Below are 15,879 nucleotides of genomic sequence, written 5' to 3' on the forward strand. Positions count from 1 at the left end.
GGAAAACGCGAGGCCGCGCCACCCGACATGGAGACGCCCGCGATGCCCATCGATTCCGCCCTGCCCGATTTCCGTTCCCTGACTCCCGCCGAGCGCCTGGCTCGCATCGCCGCGGCCGCCGGCCTCGACGACGCGCAGCACGCGCTGCTGGCCAAGCCCGGCGCGCTGCCGATCGAGGTGGCCAACGGCATGATCGAGAACGTGATCGGCACCTTCGAGCTGCCGCTGGCGGTGGCCGGTTACTTCCGCATCAACGGCGAGGACGTGCTGGTGCCGATGGCGGTGGAGGAGCCCTCGATCGTCGCGGCCGCCTCCTTCATGGCCAAGCTGGCGCGCGAGGCGGGCGGTTTCCGCACCTCCAGCACCGGGCCGCTGATGCGCGCCCAGGTGCAGGTGCTCGGCATCGACGATCCCTATGGCGCGCGCCAGACCATCCTGGCCGCCAGGGACGAGCTGATCGAGCTGGCCAATGCGCGCGACGCGGTGCTGGTGAAGCTCGGCGGCGGCTGCCGCGACATCGAGGTGCAGGTGTTCCCCGACACGCCGCGCGGCGCGATGGTGGTCGCGCACCTGATCGTCGACGTGCGCGACGCGATGGGCGCCAATACCGTCAACACCATGGCCGAGGCGGTGGCGGGGCGCATCGAGGCGCTCACCGGCGGCACCGTGCGGCTGCGCATCCTGTCGAACCTGGCCGACCTGCGGCTGGCCCGCGCGCACGTGCGCTACTCGGCGGCCACGCTGGCCACGCGCGAGTATTCGGGCGAGGCGGTGATCGACGGCGTGATCGACGCCTACCTGCTGGCCGCCGTCGATCCCTATCGCGCGGCCACCCACAACAAGGGCATCATGAACGGCATCGATCCGGTGATCGTCGCCACCGGCAACGACTGGCGCGCGGTGGAGGCGGGCGCGCATGCCTATGCCAGCCGCGGCGGACGCTACACCTCGCTGACCACCTGGGAGAAGGCGGCCAACGGCGACCTGGTCGGCACCATCGAGCTGCCGATGCCGGTCGGGCTGGTGGGCGGCGCCACGCGCACCCATCCGCTGGCGCGCGCGGCGCTGCGGATCCTCGGCGTGCAGAGCGCGCAGCGGCTCGGCGAGATCGCCGCGGCGGTCGGCCTGGCGCAGAACATGGGCGCGCTGCGCGCGCTCGCCACCGAAGGCATCCAGCGCGGCCACATGGCGCTGCACGCGCGCAATATCGCGATCGCGGCCGGCGCGAGCGGCGCCGACATCGACTGGGTCGCGCGCAAGATGGCGGCCGCCAGGGACGTGCGCACCGATCGCGCGCTGGAGTTGCTGGCCGGCCCGCGCGACTGAGCGGCGGCCCGTCGTCGGAAGGCGCGGGCACATAACCAGGCGGACCGGGGATCCACCCCGGCCGCGACGGCAGCTTGCCTGCCGAAGGAGGAGACGCATGAACGAGATGGGTGGCAATTCCGCCGCGCTGGCGGCCGTGTCCGCGCGGCGCGGGGTGGCGGCCGAGACGGCGGCCGCGGCGCCGCTGGCCGAGGTGTGGGGCGACACGGTCGACCTGCGCCATCTGGGCTGGTCGGTGGCGATCGGCGTGGGCGTGGCGCTGGGCGCCTTCCTCGCGGGACGCGCGCTGTTGGCGCCGCTGGTCGCCGATCCGCAGATCGCGCGCGCCTACGCGATGCTGGTCGGCCTGGGCGGCTGCCTGGCGGCCGGCGTGATCTGCGCGAAGCTGTTCGCGCCCAAGCGCGTGGTGGTCGAGCAGGTGGTGGACGAGGCGGCGCGCCTGCGCGTGCTGGCCCAGCTCGATGCCGAATCGGGCGGCCTCGGCTCGCTCGAGGACCTGAGCCCGGCCGCGCGCGCCGAGATGGACGAGCTGGGCCTGACTGCCGTGTTCGCCGCCTACGAGCGAGGCGCGGGCCGCGTCGCCGCCGAGGCGGGCGCCGCAGCCGCCGGCGATGCCGCTGCCACCGTCGAGCCGGGAGCCCGCTCATGACCCCGCTGCTGTCCGACTTCTCCGTGGCGCTGGCGATGGGCCTGCTCGGCGCGATCGCCTTTGCCGCGATCGGTCTGGTCTCCGGCACCGACGAGACCACCACCATCGCGCCGCTGACCCTGCTGGTGGCCCTGCTCGGCGTGCCGCCGGCGGGCGTGTTCACCTTCTTCCTGGCCGGCGCGGTGGCCAAGCACATGACGCACGCGATCCCCACCGCGCTGCTCGGCATTCCCGGCGACACCATGGCCGCGCCGCTGCTGCAGCAGGCCACCGCCTTGCGCGCGCTCGGCGTGCCGCATATCGCGCTGCGCAAGATGATCTCGGGCGCGATCGTTGCGGCCTGCGTGGCGGTACCGCTGGCGGTGCTGTTCGCGGTGCTGCTGGCGCCGTTCGGCGGCGCGATCGCGAAGGCCGCGCCCTGGGTGTTCCTGGCCGCCGCCTGCGTGATCGCCTACGCCTCGGCCGGGCGCTGGGCCTGCGTGCTGCTGCTGGTGCCCTTCGTGCTGCTGATCGTGGCGCTGCAGACGCTGACCGGCAAGTACGGCGTGAAGCTCTCGGTCAGCTACTTCCTCGGCATCGCGATCGGCCCGCTGATCGCCGACCTGTTCGCGATCCTCTCGCCGCCGGCGCGCCGCGCAATGCGGCGCGAGGGGCTGGCCACCTTCTCGCTGGCGCCGGACCTGAAGGGCTGGCGCGGCTGGTTCCCGAACCCGCTGCGCATCCTCGATCGCAGCCAGGCCGGCTGGACGCTGGGCACCGCCGCGCTGTCGAGCGCGACCTTCGTGTTCAGCCCGGTGGCGATGACGGTGGTGGCCGGCGAGATCGTCGGCGCGCGCGTCAAGCATGCCTATCCGCGCCTGACCACGGTGATCGCCGCGCGCAACGGCGTGACCGAGGCCACCTATATCGCCGAGGCGCTGATCCCGCTGATCGCCTTCGGGCTGCCGCTGAGCCCGGTGGCGGCGGGGCCGGCCGCGCCGCTGTTCAATGCGCCGCCGCGCTTCTTCGTCGACACGGCCGGCGGGCAGGTCCACAACCTGCACACGCTGATGTCGGCCTGGGCCTTCCTCGGCTACGGGTTGCTCGCGGTGCTGCTGGCCGCGCTGATCGCCTATCCGCTGGCGATGAACTACGCGCATCGCGCGGCGTCGTTCGTGGCGCGCAAGCTCTCGCACGAGGCCATCATCGCCACCTTCTCGGGGCTGATCGTGGTGATCGGCGTGTGGGAGGGCGGCCTGGCGGGGCTGGCCGTGATCCTCACGGTGGGGCTGGTGGGCGGCGTGCTGTCGAGGCTGTTCGGCTTCAATACCGGCGTGCAGTTCATGGGCTACTACGCGGCCGTGCTCGGCGTGCCGGCCTTGATGAAGCTGGTGTAGGGCGCCGTGTCGCGTGCACGGCGCTGGGCGGTGGTGCCGCGCGCGCGGGATTCGCGGCGGCACCGTCGCCCGGAACATGCCGTCGCGGCCCGGTTTTGCCGGCGGCAAGCCGCTCAGCGCGTGGCGGGCACGTTGCGTTTGAGGAACGCGCGCATCAGCCGGCCGATCTCGGCGCCATCCTCCTCCAGCGCGAAATGGCCGGTATCGAACAGGTGCAGCTCCGCCTTGGGCAGGTCGCGCAGATAGGCGCGCGCGCCGACCGGCGGGAAGGCCTTGTCGTTCTTGCCCCAGACGATCAGCATCGGCGGCTGGTACTCGCGGAAATAGGCCTGCCATTGCGCGTATTGCGCCACGTTGCTGCCGTAGCTGTAGAACAGGTCCAGCTGGATCTCCTGGTTGCCGGGGCGATCGAGATAGGCCTGGTCGAGCGTCCAGGTGCCGGGATCCAGGTGGCTGAGCTCGCGCGTCCCGTCCACGTAGTGCCAGCGCGTCACCTTCAACTGCAGCAGTTGGCGCAGGCGCTCGGCATTGGCCTCCGAACGATCGGCCCAGTAGGCCTTCAGCGGCTTCCAGAAATCGCCGGCGATGCCCTCCTCGTAGGCGTTGCCGTTCTGCACGACGATCGCGGTGATGCGCTCGGGATGCGCCGCGGCGATCCGATAGCCGACCGGCGCGCCGTAATCCTGCACGTACAGCGCGTAGCGCGTCAGGCCGAGGGTTTCGGTGAACCCGTCGATCACCTTGGCGAGATTGTCGAAGGTATAGCTGAAGCGATCCGGCGCCGGCATGTCGCTCTGGCCGAAACCGGGGTAGTCCGGCGCGATCACGTGGTAGCGGTCGGCCAGCTGCGGCATCAGGTTGCGGAACATCTGCGACGAGGTCGGGAAGCCGTGGAGCAGCAGCACGGTGGGGGCGTTCTTCGGGCCGGCCTCGCGATAGAAGATCTTCACGCCGTTCACATCGACGGTGTGATAGCTGACGGCATCTGCGCTTGCCGCGGGGGCGCCGGTCGACGCGACGGTGCCGGCGGCCTGGGCGGCGGGCGAGAGCGTGGCGAACGTGAGGGCGCAAGCGGTAGCCAGGCCGGCGAGGGTCGGGAATTTCATCGTGAAGGCTCCAGGGGCGATGTGATGGAAAGAAAAGTCGTGTCGAGTTCGATTGGCATGACGAACTATTGATCCGTCATGCTGGCCGCTGAAGGTGGTCCGTATCAGCGTCGATCGTGTGCCCGATATCGTGCCGGCCATTAGGTCGTCACGAAAAATGGATGCGGGGACAACGAACGAGGCTGAAGCGCCATGATTTCCTCAGGACCGCGCGATCCAGGGATCGGATCGCATGGAGAGGAAGTCTAGGGGCGCGAAGGACTGGCAGGAATACGCCGGGGAGCGAATGGATCGTTCGCGAAACGCGAAGAATGGCGGCGGGGTGCCGATCACCCCGCGCGGGACCGGTGCTCAGTCGGCGGGGCCGGTGCAGCTTTTGGCGCCGGCGGCCATGACCGTGCAATGCTCCACGCTCCAGTGGCTGCTGCTCGACAGGCCGGCGCCGCCGGTCAGGCCCGCCAGCTTCCAGCGCGGGCTGAAATGCAGGTCGATGCGCGCGGTCTGGTTGGGCGTGCCCAGCGCGGGCAGCGGCGAGGCGCTCGCCAGCGCCTGCGTGACCGCGGCGTTCCAGGCCGGGTCGCCGCCCCCGTTGGCGGGCTGCAGCTCGGACGATTCGACCGCGCCGCTGCGGGAGAAATGCGTCGACAGCACCGCCTCGGGATAACCGTCGACGGCGGGACGCGCCACATACAGGCTGCCGCCGATCCGGCAGCCCACGTAACGCTGCCATTGCAGCGCGCTCAGGTGCGCCAGCGAGACAGGATCGCCGCCCTGCGCGGCCTGCTTCAGGCAGATCGAGGCGATCTGGTCGGGGGAGGGCATCGGTGGGTCGTTGGCGGCGCAGCCGGCCAGCGCCAGCGAGGCGATGAGCGCAAGCGGGGCGAGCGAGGTGAGCGAGGTGAGCGAGGTGAGGGCGCTCCCGGCAGCGCGATTCCTGCGCGGCGATCCGATGGTCATGGTCTCTCTCGATTTGTTGTTCGTTGTCGTAGGAATGAGCGCTATTCCAGCACCATCGCGATGCGGGGGCAAGCGCCGGCCGCGCCGGCGGTAACAGTCTGCGATTCGGTTTACCTGGCGGGCAGCGGCACCGCCGCGTCGTAGAATGCGCTCGATCGACTTCCCATCATCCCCAAGCCATCGGCGACGCGCATGGAAATCAAATGGATCGAGGACTTCATCGCCCTCGCGCAATACCAGAGCTTCTCGCGCGCGGCCGAGTTCCGCAACGTCACGCAATCGGGCTTCAGCCGCCGCATCCAGTCGCTGGAGCAGTGGGTCGGCGCGGAGCTGATCGACCGCAGCAGCTTCCCGCCGGTGCTGACGCCGGCCGGGCGCCTGTTCCGCGAGGCCGCCGACGACATCCTGCACAAGCTGCACGACACGCGCGCCATCATCCGCAACGAGCAGCGCATCGCCGGGCGCGGCCTGCAGATCGCGGCCGGCCACACCATCGCGCTGAACTTCCTGCCGGGCTGGCTGAAGGCCTTGTCGGGCCATTTCGGCGAGGTGCGCGCGCGGGTGGTGCCGGCCAATGTCCATGATTCGATCCTGTCGCTGGTGAACGGCAACTGCGAGCTGATGTTCGCCTACCACCATCCCGAGCTGCCGCTGCATCTCGATCCGGCGCGCTACGAGCACCTCACGGTCGGCCTCGATACGCTGCTGCCGGTCAGCCAGCCCACGCCGCGCGCCGCGCCGCGCTTTCGCCTGCCGGGCACCAGCAAGGCCGCGCTGCCGCTGATCTCGTACACGGAAACCAGCTATTTCGGGCGCTGCCAGGCGCTGCTGCTGTCGCGCGCGCCGGCCACGCCGATGCTGCGGCTGCACTTCGAGTCGGACATGGCCGAGGTGCTCAAGAAGCTGGTGGTCGAGGGCGAGGGCCTGGCCTGGCTGCCGCGCAGCGCGATCGCGCGCGAGCTCGCGGCCGGCGAGCTGGTGCCGGCGGGGCCGGCCGCCTGGCAGCTCGAGGTGGAGCTGCGTGTCTATCGCGATACCAGCAATCGCGGCGCCTTCGTCGATACGCTCTGGCAGCACCTGCGCGCCTCGATCTGAGGCTCCCTGCCGCGGCCGCCCCCGGGATTTCCCTGCCTATGCGAATCACGCATACGTGCATGCCGGACCCGCATCGCGGGTTTTTTGACCGTCCCTACCATTCGTCCTGACGGTCGAGGCAAGCCGCTTTCCGCTTTCGTCCGTCGCCCGCGTCGAACCCCGACGTTTCCTCATCGACACGCGCCGCAGGACCCTCCAGGTTCGCCCGGCGCCTCCAGGGACGGACATGAAATCACGCCTCACTCCATGGATCGCGGCCGGCATGCTGCTCGGCATCGCGGCCGGCGGCTACTGCCACGCGACGGCGGCCGATGCCGCGCAAGCCCGGGACATCGCCGGCTACTTCTCGATCCTCACCGACATCTTCCTGCGGCTGATCAAGATGATCATCGCGCCGCTGGTGTTCGCCACCCTGGTGTCGGGGCTCGCCGGCATGGACGGCGGCCGCGACGTGGGCCGGATCGGCCTGCGCACCGTGCTGTGGTTCCTGTGCGCCTCCTTCGTGTCGCTGCTGATCGGGCTGGCCTTCGCCAACGCGCTGCAGCCGGGCGCCGGCCTGCACCTGGCGGCGGGCGCCGGGGAAAGCGTCGCCGGGCTCAATACGGCGGGGCTCAACCTGAAGGACGTGCTCACGCACGCCTTCCCCACCAGCCTGCTTGATGCGATGGCGCGCAACGACATCCTGCAGATCCTGGTGTTCTCGCTGTTCTTCGGGCTCGGGCTCGGCGCGCTCAGGCAGGACCCGCGCGTGGCCCTGCTGGTCGGCGCGATCGACGGCCTGGTGCCGGTGATGCTGCGGCTGACCGGCTACGTGATGCGCGCCGCGCCGTTCGGCGTGTTCGGCGCGATCGCCTCGGCCGTCACGCTGCGCGGGCTCGACGTGGTGCTCACCTATGGCCGGCTGATCGGCGCCTTCTATGCGGCGCTGGTGGTGTTGTGGCTGCTGCTGGTGGGCGTCGGCTGGCTGTTCCTGGGGCGCGACGTCGGCCGCCTGCTGAAGGCGGTGCGCGAGCCGGCCATGCTGGCCTTCTCGACGGCCAGCAGCGAGGCCGCCTATCCGCGCCTGACCGAGCAGCTCGAACGTTTCGGCGTGCCGAAGAAGGTGGTGGGCTTCACGCTGCCGCTCGGCTACGCCTTCAACCTCGACGGCTCGATGATGTACCAGTCCTTCGCCGCGATCTTCATCGCCCAGGCTTTCGGCATCGACATGCCGGTCTCGCAGCAACTGCTGATGCTGCTGGTCCTGATGCTGAGCAGCAAGGGCATGGCCAGCGTGCCGCGCGGCTCGGTGGTGGTGGTTGCCGCGGTCGCGCCGCTGTTCCATCTGCCCGCCGCGGGCGTGGCGCTGGTGCTGGCGATCGACCAGATCCTCGACATGGGACGCACCATGACCAACGTGATCGGCAACAGCGTGGCCACCGCCGTGATCGCGAAGTGGGAAGCGCGGCGCGCGGCGGTCGAGGTGGCCGAAGCGAGGGAGCCGGGGCCGGTGTCGAGCGAGCTGTCGCGTCTCGAGCCGCTGGCGGGCGACGCGCGATGAGCGGCGCGAGCCTTCCGGCCGGCGCGCCGGCACGGCGCCTCGGCATCGTCGGCGGGCTCGGCCCGCTGGCCGGCGCCGACCTGTACGCCAAGCTGATGCGCGCGGCCGGCACCACGCCGATCGACGCGATCCTGGCCCAGCATCCCCTTCGCGGCGCGGCCCCGGATCGCGAGGCGAGCGCCGAGCGCAAGCTCCATGTGTTCGACCTGATCCGCGAGTTCGAGCAGCGCGGCGTGACCACCGTGGTGCTGCCCTGCTTCCTCAGCCACACCTTCCTCGACGAGCTGCGCGCGAACACCTCGCTGGCGATCGTCGACCTGGTCGAGGCGGTGCGCGAGCACGTGCGCCGCGCGTGGCCGGGCGTGCGACGCGTCGGCGTGCTCGCCTCGGCGGCGACGCGCGAGCGGCGCCTGTTCGAGCGCTACTTCGCGGCGCCGGAATTCAGTCTCTGCCATCCCGACGAGGTCGATGGCATCGATGCGGTGACGGAGGCGGTCTATGGCGTGGACGGCATTCGCGAGGGCGCGCTCGACGGGCGCCCGGTCGAGCTGCTGCGGCGTGCCTGCGCCTCGCTGATCGAGCAGGGCGCGGAGGTGATCGTGCCGGGCCTGACCGAAATCGCCCTGGTGCTGGACGCGCTCGGGCCGCTGCCGGTGCCGCTGGTCGACCCGAACCAGGTCTATGCGCGGCGCGTGCTTGCCGTCGACCACGAGGGCGCGCATGGCGGCCAGGCCGAGCCGTTCCGGATCGGCGTGGTCGGCGGCGTCGGGCCGGCGGCCACCGTCGACTTCCTGCGCAAGCTGGTGCAGCACACGCCGGCCGCGCGCGACCAGGACCACCTGAAGCTGATCGTCGAGCAGAATCCGCAGATCCCCGATCGCACCGCGCACCTGGTCGGCGAGGGCCCCGATCCGACCGTCTCGCTCTATGCCGCCTGCAAGCGCCTGGAGCAGGGCGGCGCGAAGCTGGTGGCGATCCCCTGCAATACCGCGCACGCCTTCGTCGAGCGAATCCAGCCGCGCCTGTCGATCCCGATCGTCAACATGCTGACGGTGACGGCGCGCCATCTGCGCGAGCGTTTTCCCGAGGCGCGCGAGATCGGCGTGCTGGCCACCTCGGGCACGCTCGCCAGCGGCGTCTATCGCGAGGCGCTGGCCGCCGAGGGTTTCGTGCAGCTCGTGCCGCCGCCAGCCTTGCAGGCGCGCGTGATGGCGGCGATCTACGGCGAGGCGGGCGTCAAGGCCGGGTTCGTGCAGGGCCGCTGCCGCGAGGACATCGAGGCCGCGCTCGATGCGCTGGTCGCGGCCGGCGCTCGCGTGGTGCTGCTCGGCTGCACCGAGCTGCCGCTGCTGCTGCCGGCAGGCGAGATCGCCGGCCCGGGCGGCGTGCGCGTGAACCTGGTCGACCCGACCGAGGTGCTGGCCAGGGCCTGCGTCGCGGCGGCGACCAAGGCGGCAAATGCGGCGGCGAACGAGGCGGAACCGCGGCGTTCCTTTTAATCGAATAAATCGATACTCAGATCGGAAAAATATCGTTTTTCATCGAAGATCGTAATCGGTAACATCGGTGTCACTGATCTGCCGCGCCGACGCGCGCGGCGGGCCGATGTCCCCTTGATACCTCGTTACGGAGTTTCGATCGATGAGCGCTTCCGCCGCCCCGCTGCTGCCTTTCCATATCGCCTTCCCGGTCCACAGCCTCGAGGCCGCGCGCGAATTCTACGGCGAGCTGCTCGGCTGCCCCGAAGGCCGCAGCTCGGCCGAATGGGTCGACTTCAACCTCTATGGCCACCAGATCGTCGCGCATCTCGCGCCGGACGAAACGGGCGTGGCGCGCACCAATGCCGTCGACGGCCATGGCGTGCCGGTCCGCCATTTCGGCGCGCTGCTGACGCTGGAGCAATGGCACCTGCTGGCCGACAAGCTGCGCGCGGCCGGCACGAAGTTCGTGATCGAGCCGTATGTCCGCTTCAAGGGCGAGCCCGGCGAGCAGGCCACCATGTTCTTCCTCGATCCGTCGGGCAACGCGCTCGAATTCAAGGCCTTCGCCGATCTCGGCAAGCTGTTCGCGAAGTAAGGCCGCTCAGTCCTCGCCCCGTTCCTCCTCATCGTCCTGGAGCGCCGATGTCACGCTGCCATGTCGCGATCTCGGGCTTCGGCCAGATCGGCCGGGCCGTCGCCGAACTACTGGCGGCGCGTCGCGCGCGTTATCGCGAGCGCTACGGGGTGGAGGTGCGGCTGGTCGGCATCAGCCGCTCGCGCGGCGCTCGCGTCGATCGCGAGGGCCTGCGCGATCCGCTCGCGGCCGATGCGCCGCTCGACGCGGCGCTGACGGGCGAGGCCTTCGTGGCTGCCGCGCGGCCCGACGTGCTGATCGAGGCCGGCCCGACCGACTACCTGAGCGGCGGCGCCGCGCTCGGCTACCTGCGCGCGGCGCTCGCGGCCGGCGCGCACGGCATCGCGATCTCGAAGGGCGCGCTGGTGCTCGATTACCCGGGCCTGCGCGCGCTGGCCGATGCGAACGGCGTGGAGCTGAAGATCAGCGGCGCGACCTCGGCCGCGCTGCCGACCATCGACCTGCTCGACTACAACGCGGCCGGCTGCGAGGTGCGCGTGATGGAAGGCATCTTCACGGCCACCACCAACTACGTGCTGGACCGGATGATGGCCGGCATCGCCTTCGCCGATGCGCTCGCCGAGGCGCAGCGCGCCGGCATGGCCGAGCCCGATCCGCGCTTCGATGTCGAGGGCTGGGACACGGCCTGCAAGGTCTGCATCCTGGCCAACGCGGGTTTCGGCGCGCGGCTGGCGCTCGATGAGATCGCGCGCGAGGGCATCGCGCCGATCGAGGCCGGGCAACTGGCGCGCTGGCGCGCGGATGGCCTGGTACCGAAGCTGGTCGGCCGCATCGAGCGGCGCGCGGGGGGCGAGGGGCGGGTGGAGGCTTCGGTGCGCCTGGCCACCTACGAGGCCGCGCATCCCTTCGCGGGGATCGGTGCGGGCATGAAGGCGGTGCGCATCGAGACCGATGCGATGGGCGAGCTGGTCGCGATCGGCCGCACCAGCCCGCTGGCCACGGCCGCCGCCGCGCTGAAGGATTTCGAGCACCTGCTGATGCTCGGCGTCGTCGGGCGCTGAGCCGCGCGCAATAAAAAAGGCAGGCGTTTCGCCTGCCTTCGCTTCGTTGCCGCCTGCCCGTCAGGCCGCCGGCCCCAGCTCGCGGATCGGGATCACGGTGCGCCCGCCGTTGTTGCGCAGCACGTCGCGCAGGTCGTTGATGACGGGGAACACCTCGTGGTTCCAGTCGGCGCCCTGCATGTCGTGCGCTTCCTGCTCGCGCTCGACGATCCAGCGGTCCTCCTTGAAGATCCGCTCGGTGAACCACACCAGCAGCGGCCAGGCCAGGTCCAGCGCGAAGGGCACCGAGGGCTTGCGGATCGACAGCAGCCCGAAGGTGCGGTTGGTGCGCTGCTGCTTGTCGAGCGGCACGTAGACGATCCACAGGTCCATCACCAGGGTGCCCTCGCTCGAGAGGATCTTGAGCGTCTGGTACGGGTACTCGGTGCGGATCGTCATCACGCTCTTGTCGCTCTGGTCCTGCGGCTTCTTGCTGGCGCCGAACACCAGCGCCTCGCCGATCGGCTGCTTGCCCTCGGCGCGCGAGAAGGTGTAGTCGACCTCGACCCAGCCCTCGCCGCGGCGGCGTCCCAGCGAGCGCGCCTTCATCTGGCCCATCTCGCGGCGATGCAGGAACTGATGGTTCATGTCCATCAGGTTCTCGTGCATGAACGAGTAATGGCACTTGACCGCGCGGCCGAAGCGGCGCGTCTTGTACTTCGGGTCGGCCACCGTGGGCAGCTCGGGCACCGGCTTCTCGTCGGCCAGGGCGGGATCGCCCGTGAACACGAAGATCAGCCCGCGCACCTCGCGGCACGGGTAGGCGCGCACGCCGTTGGGCAGGCGTTCCTTGCCCAGGTAGGGCACGTCCACGCATTTGCCGCTGCAATCGTAGGTCCAGCCGTGATAGCCGCAACGCAGCGCGTCGCCGTCGACCACGCCGGCGTGCAATGGCACCTGGCGGTGCGCGCAACGGTCTTCCAGCGCAAAAACCGTTCCCGACTCGCCGCGAAACAACACGATCGGGTCGCCCGCGAATTGCACGCCGAGAGTCTTGCCGCGCTTCAGTTCGCGCGACCAGGCCAGGGGATACCAGAAGTCGGGATGGATCGGCACGCGGCGCAGATCGCGCACTGGCTGCGTGGCGGTCGAGTCGATCACGTTCTGGGTCGGTAAAGGCACTGCGTGCATGCGTGACATCTCCTTGCATTCCGGATGCTTCGACCATCGCGTGGGGACGCGAGGGAGTGATCCGGCGCAGTTTACGCGAAACCGGCCGGGATGCGGGCGCCGTGTGAAAGGATGGTGACAAACCCCTAGGGGGAAATCGGTGCCGGGTCGGGGATGGATCGCTGCTTATGGAATGCCGGCGCCGGGCGGCCGGCGGCAAGCTTGCCGGGTGGTTCGGTGCATGCACATCGATCGAGGCGAAACGGTGCCGGGAAGGGCATGAAAGCCGTCCCGGTGTGTGGCGCAGGCCCGGATGCGGCTGCTCGGCGCCGGTGCTCGGCGCGGACGCCGGTGCCTGCGCCGGCTCAGGCTCAGGCTCAGGCTCAGGCTCAGGCTCAGGCTCAGGCTCAGGCTCAGGCTCAGGCTCAGGCTCAGGCTCAGGCTCAGGCTCAGGCTCAGGCTCAGGCTCAGGCTCAGGAGCAGGGGCAGGAGCAGGAGCAGGAGCAGGAGCAGGAGCAGGAGCAGGAGCAGGAGCAGGAGCAGGAGCAGGAGCAGGAGCAGGAGCAGGAGCAGGAGCAGGAGCAGGCAGCCCGAGGCTGCGGTCGCCTCAGGCCGCGGCGGGCCGCCGGCCCAGCGGCGTCGTCTTGCTGCCGGCCGAGGCGAGCGCGGCCAGGCTGATCATCGCGGTGAGGATCAGGTAGAAGCTGGGCGCGCTGCGATCGCCCGTGGCGCTGGTGAGCCAGGTGACGATCGCGGGCGTGAAGCCGCCGAACACGGTCACGCCGATGTTGTAGGCCACCGACATGCCGGTCGAGCGCGTCGCGGCCGGGAACAGCTCCGACATCAGCGCCGGCAGCGCGCCGAAGTAGATCGACTTGAGCAGGGCCAGCCAGCAGACCAGCGCGAACAGGGTCGGCACCGAGACGTGCGCGACCGTGTACGAGAAGGCCGGCCAGGCGGTGACGGCGAACAGGATGCCGACCACCGTCATCTGCCGGCGCCGGCCGATGCGGTCCGACAGATGGCCGGCCAGCGGCGTGACGAGGGTCAGGATCGCGCCGCCGGCCATGGTGGCCGCGAAGCCGGTGGCGGTGGGCAGGTGCAGTTGGCGGATCGCGAAGGTCGGCAGGTATTGCAGCAGGTAGTTGACGGCGGTCGACACGCTGAGTGCGCCGATCGCGACCAGCACCGCGCGCTTGTGGGTGGCGAGCAGGTCGCGCGCGGGCGACTCGGAGCGTTCGCCCTCGAGGAAGGCCGGCGCATCCTCCAGGAAGCGGCGCAGGTAGAGGCCGAGCGGGCCGATCAGGACGCCGAAGAAAAACGGCAGGCGCCAGCCCCAGTCGGCCAGCTCGGCCGGCGACAGCACCCGCGCCAGGCCGTAGCCGAACGAGGCGGCCAGCAGCAGCGCCAGGCCCTGGGTGGCGAACTGCCAGCTCGCCAGGAAACCGCGCCGGTGCGGCGCGTGCTCGATCAGCATCGCCGTGGAGGCGCCGAATTCGCCGCCGGCCGAGAAGCCCTGGATCAGGCGCGCGCCGAACACGCCGAGCGGCGCGGCGATGCCGATGCTCGCGTAACCCGGCATCACCGCGATCAGGCCGGTGCCGATCATCATCAGGGTGACCGTCAGCATCAGGGCGGCACGCCGGCCGCGCCGGTCGGCATAGGCGCCCAGCACCAAGCCGCCGAGCGGGCGCACCAGGTAGGAGGCGCCGAACGAGCCGAAGGTCAGCAGCATCGAGGCCGTTTCGTTGCGGGCCGGGAAGAAGTGCTGGCCGATATAGACGGCGAAGAAGGCGTAAACGGCGATGTCGAACCACTCGAGCGCATTGCCGGCTGAGGTCGCGACGACGATCTGCACCAGGCTGGGCGGCTTGCGCGCGGGGGCGGGGGAGGGGACGGGACGGTTCATGGGACGCTCGATCGGTTCGGGTACGACGGCGGAGTCCGGCGTCGCCGCGCGGGAGGGCGACGATGCCGGGCAGATGTGGCGCGAGGCGCGCCGGTCCTTATGCGCAGACGGCGGTTGGCGCGGCGCCGGTGCGCCGGGCGTCGCGCGCGCGCCGTTCGGCGACGATGCGCGCCGCGTCCTCGCCGAGGTCCCACCAGAGCCCGGCCATCACGGCCAGCGCCTCGCGTGCCACCGAGCCCAGCAGGTGCTCGTTCGGCGCATGCTGCGCGCAGGCCGGGTAGGAATGCGGCACCCACAGCGTCGGCAGCCCGAGCGTGTCGGCGAACACGTGGTTGGGCACCGTGCCGCCGAGATTGGGCAGCAGCGCCGGCGGCTTGCCGGTGGAGGCGCGCAGCGAGTCCAGCGCCCACTCGACCCAGGGATCGTCGGGGTCAAGCCGGGTGGCGGGCGAGCGCTGCGAGACCGTCACCCGCACCTCGTCGAAGCCGTGCCGGGCGAAGTGGGCCTCGAGATGCGCGAGCGCGTTCGCGGTGTCGGTGCCGACCACGTAGCGCAACTGGCAGATCGCCTTCGCGTCGGGCGGGATCGCGTTGACCGGCGCCTCGGGGTTGCCGGTGCGAAAGGCCAGCACCTCCAGCGTGTTCCAGGCGATCACGCGCTCGCTCGGCGTGAGGCCCGGCTCGCCCCAGTCGGGATCGATGGCGGGCGCGTTCTCGTCGCCGCCCAGCTCGATGTCGGACAGCGCGCGGCGCACCGCGTCGGGGATCGGCGGCGGGCGCAGGCCCTCCACCGCGATCGCGCCGCGCCGGTCGATCAGGCTCGCGATCGCATGCGCGAGCACCGTGCCGGGATTGCGCAGCACGCCGCCCCAGTTGCCCGAGTGATGGCCGCCCTCGCGCAGCGCCACGCTCAGCTCGATGTTCAGGCCGCCGCGCGAGCCGAGGAAGAGGGTCGGGCGCTCGGCGCTCACGCGCGGGCCGTCGGAGGCGAGGAACAGGTCGGCGGCCAGCGCCTCGCGCTCCCGCGCGCAGATCGCGTCGAGTCCGGGCGAGCTGATTTCCTCGCCGGTCTCGAAGATCAGCTTGAGGTTGTAGCCGAGCCGGCCGCCGCGCGCCTCGACCACGGCCGCCAGCGCGGCCAGGTTGATCGAGTGCTGGCCCTTGTTGTCGGCCGTGCCGCGTCCGTACCAGCGATCGCCCTCGACCGTCACGCGCCAGGGCGCGAGGCCGGCGCGCCATTGCGCGTCGTAGCCGCGCACCACGTCGCCGTGGCCGTAGCTGAGCACGGTGGGCAGGGCGGGATCCTCGATCCGCTCGGCGATCAGGAACGGTGCGCGCGCGCCGGCGGGGTTGTCGGCCAGTCGCGAGCGGAAGCCGAGCGCGGCCAGCGCCGGGGCGATCTCGTCGCTCAGGTAGGCATGCAGCGCCTCGGCCTGGGCGGGCTCCTGGCTTTCGGTGCGAAAGGCCACGCGGCGCGCGAGATCGGCCAGCAGCGCGCCGCCGTCGTGGGCGCGCACGGCGAGGTCGAGCGCCTGCTGGCGCGGGTTGCGGGCGGATTGGATGGTGGACATCGGGGGCGCTCCTGGCAAGGCGGAAGGCTGGAATGCCCCACTCTAGGAACGCCAAAAATTCGCAA

General features: G+C 70.8%; 13 protein-coding genes. 8 read left to right on the forward strand and 5 right to left on the reverse strand.

The window, feature by feature from the left end; all coding sequences use genetic code 11:
* The first annotated feature begins 42 nt into the window (after nucleotides 1–42).
* The 3 genes from BM43_RS16255 (at nucleotide 43) to BM43_RS16265 (ending at nucleotide 3,351) form a co-directional block, all read left to right on the forward strand.
* On the forward strand, nucleotides 43–1,326 hold the full coding sequence (locus BM43_RS16255) for a hydroxymethylglutaryl-CoA reductase, degradative (protein ID WP_013689226.1): 1,284 nt from the start codon (nucleotides 43–45) through the stop codon (nucleotides 1,324–1,326).
* A 97-nt stretch (nucleotides 1,327–1,423) separates the two neighbouring features.
* Entirely contained in the window at nucleotides 1,424–1,975 is a 552-nt protein-coding gene (locus BM43_RS16260) for a hypothetical protein (RefSeq protein ID WP_230676366.1), read from the forward strand.
* On the forward strand, nucleotides 1,972–3,351 hold the full coding sequence (locus BM43_RS16265) for a tripartite tricarboxylate transporter permease (protein WP_036054660.1): 1,380 nt from the start codon (nucleotides 1,972–1,974) through the stop codon (nucleotides 3,349–3,351). Before BM43_RS16260 ends, BM43_RS16265 begins: the two co-directional genes overlap by 4 nt.
* A gap of 113 nt (nucleotides 3,352–3,464) precedes the next feature.
* On the opposite strand, the gene BM43_RS16270 is transcribed toward BM43_RS16265, so the two are convergent.
* On the reverse strand, nucleotides 3,465–4,457 hold the full coding sequence (locus tag BM43_RS16270; protein ID WP_036054658.1) for an alpha/beta fold hydrolase: 993 nt from the start codon (nucleotides 4,455–4,457) through the stop codon (nucleotides 3,465–3,467).
* A gap of 351 nt (nucleotides 4,458–4,808) precedes the next feature.
* The gene (locus BM43_RS16275; protein ID WP_036054656.1) at nucleotides 4,809–5,414 is read right to left on the reverse strand and encodes a TonB C-terminal domain-containing protein; all 606 of its coding nucleotides are present in this window, start codon (nucleotides 5,412–5,414) and stop codon (nucleotides 4,809–4,811) included.
* A gap of 192 nt (nucleotides 5,415–5,606) precedes the next feature.
* Here BM43_RS16275 and BM43_RS16280 point away from each other — a divergent pair, with 192 nt between their 5' ends.
* The 5 genes from BM43_RS16280 (at nucleotide 5,607) to BM43_RS16300 (ending at nucleotide 11,186) form a co-directional block, all read left to right on the forward strand.
* Nucleotides 5,607–6,509: a LysR substrate-binding domain-containing protein gene (locus BM43_RS16280; protein WP_036054654.1), complete on the forward strand. Its 903-nt coding sequence runs from the start codon at nucleotides 5,607–5,609 to the stop codon at nucleotides 6,507–6,509.
* Between the two features lie 226 nt (nucleotides 6,510–6,735).
* Nucleotides 6,736–8,049, forward strand: coding sequence for a dicarboxylate/amino acid:cation symporter (locus BM43_RS16285; protein WP_036054652.1), 1,314 nt, complete (start codon nucleotides 6,736–6,738; stop codon nucleotides 8,047–8,049).
* A complete protein-coding gene (gene cuyB, locus BM43_RS16290; protein WP_036054650.1) occupies nucleotides 8,046–9,548 on the forward strand; it encodes a cysteate racemase in 1,503 nt (500 codons plus the stop codon). Before BM43_RS16285 ends, cuyB begins: the two co-directional genes overlap by 4 nt.
* 142 nt (nucleotides 9,549–9,690) lie before the next feature.
* Nucleotides 9,691–10,125 (forward strand): VOC family protein, encoded by a 435-nt coding sequence (locus tag BM43_RS16295; RefSeq protein ID WP_013689232.1) that lies wholly within the window; start codon nucleotides 9,691–9,693, stop codon nucleotides 10,123–10,125.
* Between the two features lie 47 nt (nucleotides 10,126–10,172).
* Nucleotides 10,173–11,186, forward strand: coding sequence for a homoserine dehydrogenase (locus BM43_RS16300; RefSeq protein ID WP_036054648.1), 1,014 nt, complete (start codon nucleotides 10,173–10,175; stop codon nucleotides 11,184–11,186).
* Nucleotides 11,187–11,246: 60 nt separating this feature from the next.
* Here BM43_RS16300 and BM43_RS16305 read toward each other — a convergent pair whose 3' ends face one another.
* From BM43_RS16305 to BM43_RS16320, 3 genes are all read right to left on the reverse strand, one after another.
* On the reverse strand, nucleotides 11,247–12,356 hold the full coding sequence (locus tag BM43_RS16305; protein ID WP_013689234.1) for an aromatic ring-hydroxylating oxygenase subunit alpha: 1,110 nt from the start codon (nucleotides 12,354–12,356) through the stop codon (nucleotides 11,247–11,249).
* A 586-nt stretch (nucleotides 12,357–12,942) separates the two neighbouring features.
* Nucleotides 12,943–14,244 (reverse strand): MFS transporter, encoded by a 1,302-nt coding sequence (locus tag BM43_RS16315; RefSeq protein WP_036054645.1) that lies wholly within the window; start codon nucleotides 14,242–14,244, stop codon nucleotides 12,943–12,945.
* A 97-nt stretch (nucleotides 14,245–14,341) separates the two neighbouring features.
* Nucleotides 14,342–15,814: a M20 family metallopeptidase gene (locus BM43_RS16320; protein ID WP_080742048.1), complete on the reverse strand. Its 1,473-nt coding sequence runs from the start codon at nucleotides 15,812–15,814 to the stop codon at nucleotides 14,342–14,344.
* Nucleotides 15,815–15,879 lie beyond the last annotated feature (65 nt).

Origin of the sequence: Burkholderia gladioli, assembly GCF_000959725.1 — a bacterium.
Lineage (GTDB): Bacteria > Pseudomonadota > Gammaproteobacteria > Burkholderiales > Burkholderiaceae > Burkholderia > Burkholderia gladioli.

Excerpts from the sequence above, each read along its gene's own strand:
- BM43_RS16305 (WP_013689234.1), bottom strand. The coding sequence starts at position 12,356 with ATGCACGCAGTGCCTTTACCGACCCAGAACGTGATCGACTCGACCGCC.
- BM43_RS16280 (WP_036054654.1), top strand. The coding sequence starts at position 5,607 with ATGGAAATCAAATGGATCGAGGACTTCATCGCCCTCGCGCAATACCAG.
- BM43_RS16275 (WP_036054656.1), bottom strand. The coding sequence starts at position 5,414 with ATGACCATCGGATCGCCGCGCAGGAATCGCGCTGCCGGGAGCGCCCTC.
- BM43_RS16300 (WP_036054648.1), top strand. The coding sequence starts at position 10,173 with ATGTCACGCTGCCATGTCGCGATCTCGGGCTTCGGCCAGATCGGCCGG.
- BM43_RS16255 (WP_013689226.1), top strand. The coding sequence starts at position 43 with ATGCCCATCGATTCCGCCCTGCCCGATTTCCGTTCCCTGACTCCCGCC.
- BM43_RS16260 (WP_230676366.1), top strand. The coding sequence starts at position 1,424 with ATGAACGAGATGGGTGGCAATTCCGCCGCGCTGGCGGCCGTGTCCGCG.
- BM43_RS16295 (WP_013689232.1), top strand. The coding sequence starts at position 9,691 with ATGAGCGCTTCCGCCGCCCCGCTGCTGCCTTTCCATATCGCCTTCCCG.
- BM43_RS16265 (WP_036054660.1), top strand. The coding sequence starts at position 1,972 with ATGACCCCGCTGCTGTCCGACTTCTCCGTGGCGCTGGCGATGGGCCTG.
- BM43_RS16315 (WP_036054645.1), bottom strand. The coding sequence starts at position 14,244 with ATGAACCGTCCCGTCCCCTCCCCCGCCCCCGCGCGCAAGCCGCCCAGC.
- BM43_RS16285 (WP_036054652.1), top strand. The coding sequence starts at position 6,736 with ATGAAATCACGCCTCACTCCATGGATCGCGGCCGGCATGCTGCTCGGC.
- BM43_RS16270 (WP_036054658.1), bottom strand. The coding sequence starts at position 4,457 with ATGAAATTCCCGACCCTCGCCGGCCTGGCTACCGCTTGCGCCCTCACG.
- BM43_RS16320 (WP_080742048.1), bottom strand. The coding sequence starts at position 15,814 with ATGTCCACCATCCAATCCGCCCGCAACCCGCGCCAGCAGGCGCTCGAC.
- cuyB (WP_036054650.1), top strand. The coding sequence starts at position 8,046 with ATGAGCGGCGCGAGCCTTCCGGCCGGCGCGCCGGCACGGCGCCTCGGC.